General features: G+C 70.0%; 12 protein-coding genes. 4 read left to right on the forward strand and 8 right to left on the reverse strand.

Features of this window, described 5'->3' with window-relative positions; translation table 11 throughout:
- Positions 1-17: 17 nt before the first annotated feature.
- The 6 genes from ASG29_RS09145 to ASG29_RS09170 all read right to left on the reverse strand — a co-directional run bounded on the left by ASG29_RS09145 (position 18) and on the right by ASG29_RS09170 (position 7,005).
- Complete coding sequence (locus ASG29_RS09145) at positions 18-506, reverse strand: hypothetical protein (RefSeq protein ID WP_055983037.1); 489 nt, start codon at positions 504-506, stop codon at positions 18-20.
- The gene (locus ASG29_RS09150; protein ID WP_055983039.1) at positions 503-1,300 is read right to left on the reverse strand and encodes a peptidylprolyl isomerase; all 798 of its coding nucleotides are present in this window, start codon (positions 1,298-1,300) and stop codon (positions 503-505) included. Before ASG29_RS09150 ends, ASG29_RS09145 begins: the two co-directional genes overlap by 4 nt.
- Positions 1,301-1,362: 62 nt before the next feature.
- A complete protein-coding gene (locus ASG29_RS09155) occupies positions 1,363-2,475 on the reverse strand; it encodes a glycerophosphodiester phosphodiesterase family protein (protein ID WP_055983041.1) in 1,113 nt (370 codons plus the stop codon).
- Positions 2,476-2,665: 190 nt separating this feature from the next.
- Positions 2,666-3,229, reverse strand: a complete 564-nt coding sequence (locus tag ASG29_RS09160) for a YkgJ family cysteine cluster protein (protein ID WP_055985362.1) — start codon at positions 3,227-3,229, stop codon at positions 2,666-2,668.
- Between the two features lie 54 nt (positions 3,230-3,283).
- Positions 3,284-4,027 (reverse strand): glycosyltransferase family 2 protein, encoded by a 744-nt coding sequence (locus ASG29_RS09165; protein WP_055983044.1) that lies wholly within the window; start codon positions 4,025-4,027, stop codon positions 3,284-3,286.
- Between the two features lie 62 nt (positions 4,028-4,089).
- A complete protein-coding gene (locus ASG29_RS09170) occupies positions 4,090-7,005 on the reverse strand; it encodes a TonB-dependent receptor plug domain-containing protein (RefSeq protein WP_235532848.1) in 2,916 nt (971 codons plus the stop codon).
- 187 nt (positions 7,006-7,192) lie between these two features.
- On the opposite strand from ASG29_RS09170, the gene ASG29_RS09175 reads away from it, so the two are divergent.
- Genes ASG29_RS09175 through ASG29_RS09185 form a run of 3 tightly spaced genes read left to right on the forward strand, consistent with a single transcriptional unit; the run spans position 7,193 to position 10,187 of the window.
- Positions 7,193-8,461: an extracellular solute-binding protein gene (locus ASG29_RS09175; RefSeq protein WP_156457964.1), complete on the forward strand. Its 1,269-nt coding sequence runs from the start codon at positions 7,193-7,195 to the stop codon at positions 8,459-8,461.
- Positions 8,458-9,339 (forward strand): carbohydrate ABC transporter permease, encoded by an 882-nt coding sequence (locus ASG29_RS09180; protein ID WP_055983047.1) that lies wholly within the window; start codon positions 8,458-8,460, stop codon positions 9,337-9,339. Before ASG29_RS09175 ends, ASG29_RS09180 begins: the two co-directional genes overlap by 4 nt.
- Positions 9,330-10,187 carry a carbohydrate ABC transporter permease gene (locus ASG29_RS09185; RefSeq protein ID WP_055983050.1) on the forward strand — a complete coding sequence of 286 codons (858 nt, stop codon included), beginning with the start codon at positions 9,330-9,332 and terminating at the stop codon, positions 10,185-10,187. The genes ASG29_RS09180 and ASG29_RS09185 overlap by 10 nt, the downstream gene beginning before the upstream one ends.
- Here the strand turns inward: ASG29_RS09185 and ASG29_RS09190 are convergent.
- Positions 10,177-11,268 (reverse strand): ABC transporter ATP-binding protein, encoded by a 1,092-nt coding sequence (locus tag ASG29_RS09190; RefSeq protein WP_055983053.1) that lies wholly within the window; start codon positions 11,266-11,268, stop codon positions 10,177-10,179. The genes ASG29_RS09185 and ASG29_RS09190 overlap by 11 nt on opposite strands.
- A 30-nt stretch (positions 11,269-11,298) precedes the next feature.
- Positions 11,299-11,679 (reverse strand): VOC family protein, encoded by a 381-nt coding sequence (locus ASG29_RS09195; RefSeq protein WP_200932415.1) that lies wholly within the window; start codon positions 11,677-11,679, stop codon positions 11,299-11,301.
- Positions 11,680-11,948: 269 nt separating this feature from the next.
- On the opposite strand from ASG29_RS09195, the gene ASG29_RS09200 reads away from it, so the two are divergent.
- Positions 11,949-12,677 (forward strand): VIT family protein, encoded by a 729-nt coding sequence (locus ASG29_RS09200; RefSeq protein ID WP_235532849.1) that lies wholly within the window; start codon positions 11,949-11,951, stop codon positions 12,675-12,677.
- Positions 12,678-12,686: the final 9 nt, after the last annotated feature.

Here is a 12,686-nt window from a genome sequence, read left to right on the forward strand (position 1 = left end):
GCGGCGCGGGGCGTCCGCTATCCTCTGGCGAACCGCAGGCGAAGGACGCTGTCGCCGCCGCCGGCCTCCTCGATCATCAAAGCGTCGATGGGGCGGTATCCGTTCCGGCGGAGATACGCCTCCAGCCGGCCGAGATAGGGCAGCTGCGACGGCGCCACGCGCGCGTCGCCCGCTTCCGACACGGCGGCGGACAGTTCGCACCGGTCGGTGCAGACGATCGTCGCGCCGCCGAGGGTCGGGAACGTCGCCGCCAGGTTCCGGCGGAGCGTCGCGATGTCGCCGTCGGCGGATCGCGCGTCCGGGGCGGCGGACGACGGCGCGGCGGCGACGGGCGGGCCGACGGGTCGGGCGGGGGCGGTGCCCGTCCCGCGCACGACCGTGATGCCGCGCGACGGCGCCACGTCCCCCGGACGCGTGGCGAGATACGCCCCGGCCCCCGCGGCCAGGATCGCCCCGGCCGCCAGGAGGCGGCGCGGGGCGACGCGACCGCGCGCGGGGCCGGTCACTCCGCCCCCGTCGCGAGGGCGTGGACCTTCGGCAGGAGCCGTTCCATCTCGCGCGTCCTGATCTCCCGTTCGATGCGGTCGCGGGCGGGGCCGGAATAGGCATGGCGCCGCTGGTTCAGGCGGATGACGTGATAGCCGTCCGTCCCCTTCACGACGTCGCTGATCTGGCCGTCCTTCAGCGGCGCGATGGCGGCCATGAAGGTCGGCTGGATATCCGCGCCCAAAATCAGCGGAAGCCGGCCGCCGTCGGCCGCGGTGGTGCCGTCGGCGGACGTTTCCCGCGCCAGAGCGGCGAAGTCCGATCCCTGGCGCAGCTTCGCCACCACCGCGCGTGCGCGCGCCGCGCCGTTCCGATCGGCGTCGCTCCGCGCATCGGCGCCGGACGGGATGAAGATATGGCTGATGTCGAATTCGTCGTACCGGTCCGGGTCGCGATCGAACCGCGACCGGACCTCCGCCTCGTCGATGACGATCGTATCGGTCAGCGTCTGCATCAGCTTTTCCGCCAGCAGCATGTCGCGGAACGCCGCCTCCGCCGCGACGACGTCGGTCGCGCGGTCGAGGCCACGGCGTCGCGCCGCGGCGGCCAGGGCCTGGATCGACGCGGCCTTGCCGGTATTGCGCTGCGTCGCCATTGAGCGCGCGTCATGCTTGGCCGGAAAGGGGCGGCCGACCTCCGCCCCGCGATCGAGCAGCGCCGCGACCGACGATCCCGCCGCGGCGGGCGGGGCGGCGCGACCGGCGTCGGGATCCGGCGTGGCCGCCATCAGCATCGATAACATCAGCGTCAGCATCGAACGTCACTCTTGTAGTGGCGGCCGCCGGAACCCCGGCGGCCGCGATCGTCGGACCCGGATCAGAATGCGCCGGGGTGATCCCGACGCTTGCCCTGGCGGCGGAAATACTGGGCCGCGGCGTTGGGGTCGTCCGTGGTGATGAGGTTGAACCGTTCGCGGTTGAGGAAGCCGAGGTCGCCGCGCCGGTCGTCCGTATCCTTGAAGTTGGGCTTCCATTCGTAATAGAGGTTGGAAAGCTTGTAGCAGCACGCGCCCGTATTCATGTAGAAGCTGCCGTTGCTCTCGTCTTCGTCGGGGATGGCGTGTAACACGCCGGCTTTCTTGCCCGCTTCCACAACGCGGTCCTTCAACGTGTACATCAGGCCCCACGGCTGCTTTACGTTCACCTCGATCGCGTTGGCCGAAAACCAGGCGTTGAAGGCGGCGTCGACGTTGATGCGGCCGAGCATGTTGGTGGTGAAGACGGGGATGGCCCACATGTCGCCGGCGTCCTTCTCGAACGCCTCGGGCGTCTGGTACAAGGTGGCGTTCACCTTCATCGCCATCTTGTACCGCCCGCCCGGCACGAACTTGCGGACCGCGCTGTTCGTGGCCTTGACCGCCTCGGACGTCTTCACGTCGAAGATGATCGGAAGGCTGAAGTGGCGCAGATCGTAGAATCGCAGCACGTTCTCCAGCTTCGGCAGCGTGTACATGCTCCATCCCGCGCGGCTGGGATTGAGCAGGCGCAGTTTCTCCGCCTCGTCCGACCGGATGGCCGACAGGGGAGGGTTGTATTCCGGGAGCGTGCCGTCGGTACGCGGATTGTAGCGCCGCCGACCCTTCGTTTCGGAATAGTTCGTCGTCCGCCCGACGTTGAAGTCGTGGAGGATGAAGGGCACGTTGTCGGACGACAGCTTGATGTCCAGCTCGATCCCGTCGATGCAGGCGGCGTCCGCGTCGATGATCGCACCGGTGGAATTTTCGGGCATCTGGACCGCGTGCGGATTGTTGGAGCCCCAAAAGCCGCGATGGCCCAGGATCATGACGTCGTTGGTCTTGTTATACCCCATGATCTCGCCGAACCGCTGTTCGAGCGACCGGCATGCCTGTGCGGATGCGGTGCCGGCATGGCCCAGGGCGAAGGCAGTCATCATCGCGCCAAGGCCCAGGGCCCTGTAATTGGTCGGCATCACACATTCCTTTGCTGCACGGGTGGCAAAATGCCCGGTTCCGGAACGACGCGACGTCCGTCGGACATCGCCGCGACCTCCCCCGAGGACCGCGCGACCTATTTACCCACCCCAGGTGACATATGCATGACGACGGACCGGATCACGGGCGACCGGTGACGGTCCGGATCGGTGGTTGGCGCGCGGCGCGCTACGCCCGGTCGGGACCGAAGGCGGCGTAGCGGTCGGTCCACGCGCGCACCTCCGCCCGCAGGTGGGGAGGGGGAGTCGTGCCGGACAGCACGTGCTGCGCCACGTCGGCGTCGGGATGGACCAGCATCTTGCGCGACCCGTCGCTGAACCACACCGGGACCAGCCGATCGCACAGCCCGTCGAGCACCGCCGCCGCGGTGCCGTCCGCGATCGCGGTGCTGCCCGGGAGCAGGCGGACGTTGATCGCCACCCCCTCGAAACGGTTGCGGGGATCGCGAACGAAGTTGAGCGAGACGAGGAGGCCGGACCGGTCGGGGCGCGCGGCGTCGGGCAAGGCGGGCACCCGGCGCCAGGCGCAGAACCACGTCCGGCAGATGTGCGGGCGAATCGCATGGATGCCGCACCCCCCCGCGCCGAGATGCGCGCAGGCGACGTCCGCGGGCTTTTGGAAATCGGGCGAGTCCACCTTCAGGACCGTGCAGCAGATGGTGCAATCGCCGCAGGTCCGGTCGGCCAGCACCGGCCCCAGCAGCGCGGTTTCCACGTCGGCGTCGGTTTGCATCGGCATGGCCGGGGCCTGTATCACGAAACCGGCATGCGATCAGCGCGCCCTGCGCTACGCCGCCGGGGAGAGCGGGGCGAGGAAGGGGTGGGCCAGGACGCGCGCGGCGTTGCGCTGCCCGATCGCGGTATCGTTCACGAGGCGGCGGCCGCTGACGGTGCGATACAGGCTGACGCAGGCGTCGATGCGGACGAAGCGCGCGCCCGCCGCGGCGGCGCGGGTGTAGAAGTCCCAGTCGTTGCAATTGTGGAAGCTGGGGTCAAACCCGTCGACGCGCAGGACCGTGTCGCGACGGACCACCGCCCAGCTGGGACCGATCACGCCGCCGCTGGCGAGCCCTGCGCGGATGCAGGCGCCGTCCCACCCGCATTCGGGCGCGCCGGGCGATCCCCCGTCCTCGCACCGCGCGAAATGGCCGACGACGACGTCGTGCCCGGCGGTCGCGTGCGGATGGAGCAGCGACCGCGCCGCGCCGGGCAGCCACACGTCGTCGCTGTCGACGAACGCGATCCATTCGGCGCGGGAGAGCGCGGCGCCGGTGTTGCGCGCCTGCGATGCGCCGACGTTGCGGGGAAGCAGCACCGCCTCCACCGTCCGGTGGCGCGCGGCCAGATCGCGGATCACCGCGGCGCTGTCGTCGCGCGACCCGTCGTCGACGACGATCACCCGCGTCGGCGCATGATCCTGTGCCAGCACGCTTTCGACCGTATCCGCGACGACGTGCGCGCGATCGTGACAGGGCACGACGACGTCGTAGCCGGGATAATGCAGGGCCAGCAGGTCGGGTTGATACGGCATCGCCGCCCCATGACAGGTTGGCGGCACGGATCAAGCGCGCGGATCGTCCGCGCGCCCCTGCGTCAATAGCGTAGCCGCGCGCCGACGTAGAAGAAGCGGCCGAGCGGGGAGATCGGGACGTTCGTGCCATAGGCGGCGGGATCGGGCTTCTGGTCCGTGAAATTGGTGACGCCGCCGTAGAAGCCGAAGCCGTCGGGGACCTGATAGGCGATCTGCATGTCGTGCTGCCACAGCGGGTCGAAACGCAGGTAGCGCGCGGCGGCGACGTCCGGGTTCGCGGCGGTCGTGTTGCGATCGAACGCGCGGGTCGCGTTGAACCACCGCAGATTGTAGTTCACCGACACGCGGTCCCGCGTCCACGTGGGTGCGAAATTCGCGTTCCATCGCGGTGCGCCGAAACTGTCCAGATTGTTGTTCACCGGGGCGCCGGGGATGGCGACGAAGGTCAGCCGGTCGAGATACCCGCCGATCAGCCGCAGGTCGAACGTCCCGGCATCGCCCGCGTCGAGGCGATAGTCGATCGTGACGTCGAGCCCGCTGGTGCGGAAGTTCGCCACGTTCTGCGGACCCACGGTGAACCCGCTGATCCGGCCGTTCCCCTGCGTCCGCGTGAAGGCGGCGCAATAGGGATTGTCGAGCGTCGGGGAATCCACGCACAGGTTGACCAGGTCGTTGCCGCCGACCGTGTTGATCGCGTCGTTGAGGTCGATGTCGTACCAGTCGGCGGAGGCGGACAGTCCGGGCAGGAAGCCTGGACGCAGCACCACGCCCGCGGTCCATGTCCGCGCGCGTTCGGGGCGCAGCGCGCGATTGCCCTGGGAAATGCCGCTGATGACGAAGCCGGTGTCGCTTTCGCCCAGCAACGTGTCGCGGCCCGCCGCCGACAGCTGCGCCCGGCAGTTGGCGGCGCGGAACGACGTGCCGTTGCCGACCGACCGCGTGGTGCACGGATCGTCGAAGAAGGCGGACGTGCTGCTCGTCGGCTGGAACAATTCCCCGATGTTCGGGGCGCGGACCGCCTGGCCGTAGGAGCCGCGGAACGAGATGTCGCGCACCGGCGCCCAGATGCCGGTGAACTGCCACGTCCGCGTGCTGCCGACGGTGGAATAATCGGAATAGCGCCCCGCCGCGCCGACCGACAGCAGGTGGAAGAAGGGCCGGTCGCGCAGGATCGGCACGTTCACCTCGCCGAACGCCTCCCACACGTCGAAGCTGCCGCGGCTGGGCAGGACGGTGCCCGGTTCGTCGCCGGGGAAGTAATTGCCCGCCACCAGGTTGGCATTGGGATCGAAGCGGCTGCTTTCGCGGCGATACTCGCCCCCGAAGGAGAATTGCACCGGGCCGCCGGGGAGCGTGAAGAACTGCCCGAAATCGCCGCTGACCGACGCATTGGCGACATGCTGGTCGATCCGCGCGAAGCTGCGGTCGTTGCGCTGGAAATAGGCGAGCGCGGCGGCGTCGGTCGGTCCTGGGCCGAAGGGGTTGATCGGGATGCAGCCATTGCCCGCCGCGGCCAGGGTGGAGCGGCAGACGATCGTCCCGCCCGGTCCGGCGACCGCGTCCAGCGCCTCGAGATAGCGCGAGGCCAGGCGGCTGCCGAGGCGGGTGATGGCCAGGTCGGTGCGGCCATACTGATAATAGGCGTCGTAGGTCGCGTGATCCGACAGGCGCCCCGATGCCGCGACGACGCCGCGATACGTCTCGCGCCGGTCGCTTTCGCCCAGCCGGCCGAAATCGATGTTGTGGCGGTTGAGGAACAGATTCTCCGCGCCCTGTTCCACCGCCGCCGCACGGATGCTGCCGGGGATGAAGGGATTGTCGAGCGCGATCGGCAGGTAATAGGTTTCGGGAAACTGGCCGAAGGTCCGCGCATCGGTGCGCGCATATTTGGCGTCGACCGACAGCTTGAACGCGTCCGACACCTCGAACGAGGAAAGCACGTTCGCGGTATGCCGCTGGATGCCGGGCGTCAGGTCCCCCTGGTAGAAGCCGGGGACGTCGGTGCTGACCCCGCCCTGATAGTAATAGGCGACGGGGCGGCCGGGATCGTACGGGCGGCCCAGCCCGTCGAAGCTGGGGTTCGATTCCCCGCCGACGAAGATCGCGCCGAGCGGCGAGATGTACGTGTATTTCAGGTTGCCCAGCAGCACGTTGTCCGGGACGTTCGGGTCGTCCGGCTGATCGGCGTCGTTGGGGATCAGATAGCGGCGATTGCCCTGGCGCAGATATTTGCGCGCTTCGTACGGGATCCGGTCCTCCCCGCTATATTCGTACGCGAGGGTGACGTTGGCGCGGCCGTCGGCGAAATTGCGTCCCGCCACGATCGAGGCGAAGCGGGTCGCGCCGTCGCCATATTGCGACACGCCCATCTGCGCGCGCGCGGACAGGCCGTCGAAATCGCGGCGGAGGATGAAATTGGCCACGCCGGTGACGCCGTCGGCGCCGTAGACCGCGCCCACCGCCCCGGTCAGGACGTCGACGCGCTGGATCAGGTCGGTCGGGATGGAATTGATGTCGACCGCCGCGTTGCTCGCCTCCGCCGCGACGTGTCGACGCCCGTCCACCAGCGTCAGCGTGCGGTTGATGCCGAGGTTGCGCAGGTTCAGCTGGTTCAGCCCGGCCTGGCCGAACTGCTGGCTCGACACCGCGTCCCCGCCCGCCGCGCGCGTGCTGTCGCGCGATCCGACCAGCGCGGGCACGCGCAGGAGAAAGGTCGTGAGGTTGGTGTTGCCCGACTGCTGGATATCGCGCGCGTCCGCCGACACGATCGGGTTGGGCGCCTCGTAATCCGGGCGGCGGATGCGCGATCCGGTGACGACGATATCGGCGCCGCTCTCCTCCGTGGCCGCGGCGTCCTCAGCGGCGGCGGCGGCGGGGACCGGTTCGCCGCCCGCGGGCGCCTGCTGCGCCGCGGCGGGGCAGGCCAGTGCCAGCATCCCCGCGCCGGCCAGCCACCCGCAACGTCCGGTCGTGTTCATGCCCATGTGCGATCCCCCCACGTGTCCGCCGTCCGCCCCTGCGGGTCCGGCGTGGTGCGTGCGCGATCGCCCGTTTTCGGATGCGGATCGCGGCGCGCCATCGAAAGCCTCCCTGGATCAGCCGTTTGCGGAAAGATAGCCGATTTTGTCGCTGGTCGGGACCGCATGCGGCTGGCACATCGGCGCGATGACAGGGGGGGACCGGTTCGGCCATGCGGGCCTGACGCGCCGCGGCATGATCGCGGGCGGGGCGGCGGGGATGCTGGCGGCGTGCGGGCGGCGCGATCCCGATGCGCTGACCTTCTGGGCGACGGGATACGAAGGCGATTACTCCCCCCACCTGCTAGCCGCCTTCACCCGCGCGACCGGGATGGCGACCGATGCGCAGTCGTTGCCGGGCAGCGCGGCGCACGAGAAATACCTGACCGCCTTCGCGGGCGCTTCGCTGCCCGACGTGATGATGCTGCCGTCGGGGTGGGTGAGCGAGTTCGCCATGATCGGCGCGATCGAGCCGCTGGCCGATCCCGCGCTGGCCGGGGACGGCTTTCCCGACGTCATGCGGCCGCTGACCTATGGCGGCGTCGCCTATGCCGTGCCCTGGTCGGTGGGGAGCCAGGTGCAATTCTATCGTCGCGACATCCTGGGGGAGATCGGGTTCGATACCGCGCCGTCGACGTGGGACGGATGGCGCACGGTCGGCGCGCGGCTTAAGCGGCGGTATCCCGACCGCTACGCCATGCTGATGTTCCTGAACTGGTGGGACACCCTGGTCACGTTCGCGAGCGCGGCGGGCGCCTATCCGCTGCGGGCAGGGGATACGCGCGGGAATTTCCGCACCCCGGCCTATCGCGAAGCGCTGTCCTTCTACGTCTCGCTGTTCGCGGACGGCTACGCCCCCGGCGTGTCGTCGAACGAGATCCAAGACCCGATGGCGGCGTTCGCGCGCGGGTATTTCACGCTGTATCCCAGCGGGCCGACGTTGCTGACCGACCTGCGCCGCCGGGTGGACGAGATCGCGCCCGACCGGTGGGGCACCGCGCGGATGCCGGGGCCGGACGGTCCGGGGCGCGTATCGGCGATCAACAACAGCCTGGCCGTGTCCACACGATCGCGGCGCAAGGCCGATGCCTGGGCCCTGGTCCGCCACCTCACGTCGGTGGAGAGCGAGCTGACCTTCCAGCGGATGATCGGCGTCCTGCCCGCGCGCCGCAGCGCATGGCGCGACCCGCAACTCGCCGACCCGGTCCTGCGCCCGTTCGCCGAGCAGATGGAGCTGCCCGCGCGCCTGCCCACGATCGTGGAATGGGAACGCATCCGGCTGGACGTGCAGATCGTCGCCGAACGCGTGGTGCGCGGCGGGCTGACGATCGACGAGGGGCTGGCCGCGATGGACACGCGGGTCGACGCGATCCTGGCGAAGCGTCGCGCGCTGGTGGCGGCGGGGCGGATCGCATGAACCGGCAGGAACGCGCCGCCTGGACCTTCAGCCTGCCCGTGCTGGGCATCACCGCGCTGGTGTTCGTCCTGCCCGCGTTGCTGGCGCTGGGGTTGAGCCTGACCGATTTCAGCGTCTACGCGCTGGCCGACTGGTCCAACCTGCGCTTCGTCGGGTTCGACAATTTCCGCGACCTGCTGTCCACCCCGCTGTTCTGGCGCGCGTTGCGCAACACCGCCTTCTTCGCCCTGCTGGGCGTGCCGATGGCGATCGGCGCGTCGCTGTTCACCGCGCTGCTGCTGCACGACGTCAGCGTCCGGTGGAAGCCGTTCTGGCGCGTGGCGTTGTTCGCGCCCTACGTGACCGGGATCGTCGCGACCGCGGTCGTCTGGCGCTACGTCCTCAATACGCGGTTCGGCCTGCTCAACTGGGCGCTGGCGACGGTGGGCATCGGGCCGGTCGACTGGCTGGGCGATCCGCGCTGGTCGATCCCCGCGATCCTGCTGTTCGTGACGTGGAAGGTGTTCGGGTACAACATGATCGTGTTCACCGCGGCGCTGGCGGCGGTGCCCGACGAGTTGATGGAGGCGGCGCGGCTGGACGGGGCGGGATGGTGGGCGCGGTTCCGCCACGTGACCCTGCCCGCGATCGGGCCGACGCTGCTGCTGGCGGCGGTGATGAGCGTCGCGGGGTTCCTGCAATTGTTCGCCGAACCCTATGTCATGACGCTGGGCGGACCGGCGCAGTCGACGACGACGGTGCTGTATTTCATGTTCGAGGAGGGGTTCAAATGGTGGAACCTCGGCCAGGCGTCCGCCGTCGCCTTCGTGCTGTTCGTGCTGATCCTGGCACTGACGCTGGTGCAGACCCGCATCGGGCGGCGGTACGAATGGCTGTGACCCCGCGCCGGTGGAGGGCGGTCGTCCTGAACGCGATGGTGGCGGCGATGACGCTGGTCACGCTGGCGCCGTTCGCGTGGATGGTGACCGTGTCGTTCATGCCGCGCTACGCCTCCAGCACCTATCCCCCGCCGATCTGGCCACGCCGGTGGACGTGGGAGAATTACTACGAACTGCTGGTGGAGCGCGTGTACCAGGGCGCGGTCTTCGACTATCGCATCGTGCCCGCGCTGGCCAACAGCCTGTTCGTGGCGCTGTCGTCGACGGTCCTGGGGCTGATCCTGACCGTGCCGGCGGGCTATGCCTTCGCCAAGTTGCGGTTCCGCGGGCGCGAGCGGTTGCTGCAACTGCTGATCGCGGGGCTGGTCGTGCCGGGGCAGGTGGCGATGCTGCCGCTGTTCCTGATTTTCCGCGAACTGGGGCTGGTGGACACCTATGCGGGCGTGATCCTGCCCAGCCTGGCGGGGATATTCGCGATCCTGTTCGTCCGGCAGGCGACGCTGTCGATCCCCGACGAGATGATCGACGCCGCGCGGATCGACGGGGCGAGCGAGGGGCGGATATTCGTGTCGATCGTCCTGCCGCTGCTGATGCCCGTGGTCGTCACGCTGGCGCTGTTCATGTTCCTGGGCAGCTGGAACGACTTCCTGTGGCCGCTCATCGTCCTGGCGGACCAGCACATGTACACCCTGCCCGTCGCGGTCGCGGCGATCGGGCGCGAACATGCCGCCGACGGCGAGCTGATGATGGCGGCGTCGGTCGTCACGACCATGCCGGTGCTGCTGCTGTTCCTGGCGCTCCAGCGCTATTACCTGACCGGCCTGCTGGGCGGCGGCGTCAAGGGGTGAGGCGGGGGTAGGCGCGGCCGTCCGCGTCGAACAGCTGGACCGCGTCCGCCGCGACCGCGAACGACAGGGTCTCGCCCAGCGTCACCGACCGGTCGCTGGGCAGTTGCGCGACGATCGTGCCCGTCGCCCCGCGCGCGCCGAGATGCGCGAAGGACAGCGGCCCCAGCCGTTCGAACAATTCCACCGCGCCCGCGAACGGGCCGTCCGGTGCGGGGAACAGATGTTCGGGCCGGACGCCCACCGTGGCCGCGGTGCCGACGGCGGCGGCGGGGACATGCGCGGCGGCGCGCATCGTCTCCCCGCCCGCCAGCCGCGCGACCGCGCCGTCGGGGCCCGCGGCGACGATCGTGGCGGGCAGGAGGTTCATGCCCGGCGACCCGATCGCGGCGGCGACCGCAAGGCCGGCGGGGCGGCGATAGACGTCGATCGGGGCGCCGACCTGCTCCACCCGCCCCTCGCTCATCACCACGATGCGGTTGGCGAGCGTCATCGCCTCCAGCTGGTCGTGCGTGACGTAGATCATCGTGGCGCCCAGCCGCTGGTGCAGCCGCGCGAATTCGTGGCGCATCCGCGCACGCAACGCGGTGTCCAGGTTCGACAGCGGTTCGTCCAGCAACAGCACGCGCGGGCGGCGCACGATGGCGCGGGCGATCGACACGCGCTGGCGCTGCCCCCCCGACAGCGCGCGGGGGCGACGATCGAGCAGGTCGGTCAGGTCGAGCATGGCGGCGGTTTCCGCGACGCGTTCCGCGATCTCGCGCCGGTCCAGCCGCGCGACCTTCAGCGGGAAGCCGATGTTCCCCGCGACCGTCATCTGCGGATACAAAGCGTAGGACTGGAACACCATCGCGACGCCGCGATCGGACGGTTCGGCATCGGTGACGTCGCGGCCGCCGATCGTCACGCGCCCGGCGCTCGGCGCGTCCAGCCCCGCGATCATCCGCAGCAACGTGGACTTGCCGCATCCCGACGGGCCGACGAGGACGACGAATTCGCCGTCCGCGACGACCAGGTCGGTGGGATGCAGCGCGACCACGCCGCCGAAGCTTTTCGCCAGCCCCGCAATCTCGACAGCCGCCACGATCGTCCTTTTCGACTGTGCCGCGCCGGATCAGCCGGGAAAGTGGATCCCGCACAGCTTGTTGCCGTCCGGATCGCGGACATAGGCCAGGTGGATGGTGCCCATCGCAGAACTGCGCGGACCCGGCGCGTCCTCGATCGAGGTGCCGCCGTGTTCGACCGCGGTCGCATGGAACAGGGCGACCTGTTCGGGCGAATCGCACGAGAACGCCACGGTGGCGCCGTTGGCGACGGTCGCGGGCTCGTCGTCGATCGGTTGCGTGACGACGAAGTTCGTGCCGCCTTCGTTGCGGTAGAACAGGCGGGTGTGCCCGCTCCCCGCCATGTTCACCGTCGCGGGCTCCGTGCCGAGCGCGCCCAGGACCGCATCGTAGAACCGCCGCGACCGTTCGATGTCGTTCGAACCTACCATCGTGTGAAACAGCAAATCGTCTCTCCCGGATATATTGCGAGCAGGCGGATTCGCCCTTCGCGCGCACCATTAGCCCGGTTTCGCGCGGGTTCCCAAGCACCATGTCGCATGCGCCCCGTGGGCGGCCCGCGACGGCCGGGTTCCGGCGCACGATCGGCGGCGCGAGGCGGCATTTTCCGACCGCTCGCGGGATATCGCGGTTTCCGGCAGGTGCCCCGCGCGCGTTGCGTGCTACACCGGTGGTGCACGAGGCTTCAGGTTGCCGCATCATGTCCACCGCCATGCCCGATCCCGCCCCCGCGCCGGCCGCCCCCCATGACGAGCGGCACGTCGTCGACCGCATCGGCTGGCTGCGGGCGGCGGTGCTGGGCGCGAACGACGGGATCGTTTCCACCGCCAGCCTCGTCCTGGGCGTGGCGGCGGCGAATGCGCGGACGCCGGACATCGTCATCGCGGGGACCGCGGGGCTGGTCGCCGGGGCGATGTCCATGGCGGCGGGCGAATATGTGTCGGTCAGCGCGCAGGCCGATACCGAACGCGCGGACATCGGCCGCGAGCGCCGCGAGCTTGCCGCCGATCCGGCCGGGGAGCTGGCCGAGCTGGCGGCGATCTACGTCGCGCGCGGCGTCGACGATGCCACCGCGGTCGCGGTCGCCACGCAATTGATGGCGCGCGACGCGCTGGGCGCGCATGTCCGCGACGAACTCGATTTGACCATCGGGGCGCGGGCCCGCCCGGTACAGGCGGCCTTCGCCTCCGCGGGCAGTTTCACCGTCGGGGCGGCGATGCCGCTGCTGGCGGTGTTCGTCATGCCCGCGGACCTGCTGATCCCCGGCGTGGCCGGGTCGTCGCTGGCGTTCCTGGCGGTGCTGGGGGCATTGGGCGCCCGGGCCGGCAATGCGGGGGTGGGACGGGGGACGTGGCGCGTGACGTTCTGGGGCGCGCTGGCGATGGCGGTCACCGCGGCGATCGGCCATGTCGTCGGCGTCGCGGTCTGACCCGCCCGC

The sequence above is a fragment of the Sphingomonas sp. Leaf412 genome (genome assembly GCF_001425405.1).
In the GTDB taxonomy this organism is placed as follows: domain Bacteria; phylum Pseudomonadota; class Alphaproteobacteria; order Sphingomonadales; family Sphingomonadaceae; genus Sphingomonas.

Coding starts and splice junctions, on each gene's coding strand:
- ASG29_RS09150 (WP_055983039.1), bottom strand. CDS start 1,300: ATGCTGACGCTGATGTTATCGATGCTGATGGCGGCCACGCCGGATCCC.
- ASG29_RS09155 (WP_055983041.1), bottom strand. CDS start 2,475: ATGCCGACCAATTACAGGGCCCTGGGCCTTGGCGCGATGATGACTGCC.
- ASG29_RS09160 (WP_055985362.1), bottom strand. CDS start 3,229: ATGCAAACCGACGCCGACGTGGAAACCGCGCTGCTGGGGCCGGTGCTG.
- ASG29_RS09165 (WP_055983044.1), bottom strand. CDS start 4,027: ATGCCGTATCAACCCGACCTGCTGGCCCTGCATTATCCCGGCTACGAC.
- ASG29_RS09170 (WP_235532848.1), bottom strand. CDS start 7,005: ATGAACACGACCGGACGTTGCGGGTGGCTGGCCGGCGCGGGGATGCTG.
- ASG29_RS09175 (WP_156457964.1), top strand. CDS start 7,193: ATGACAGGGGGGGACCGGTTCGGCCATGCGGGCCTGACGCGCCGCGGC.
- ASG29_RS09180 (WP_055983047.1), top strand. CDS start 8,458: ATGAACCGGCAGGAACGCGCCGCCTGGACCTTCAGCCTGCCCGTGCTG.
- ASG29_RS09185 (WP_055983050.1), top strand. CDS start 9,330: ATGGCTGTGACCCCGCGCCGGTGGAGGGCGGTCGTCCTGAACGCGATG.
- ASG29_RS09195 (WP_200932415.1), bottom strand. CDS start 11,679: ATGGTAGGTTCGAACGACATCGAACGGTCGCGGCGGTTCTACGATGCG.
- ASG29_RS09200 (WP_235532849.1), top strand. CDS start 11,949: ATGTCCACCGCCATGCCCGATCCCGCCCCCGCGCCGGCCGCCCCCCAT.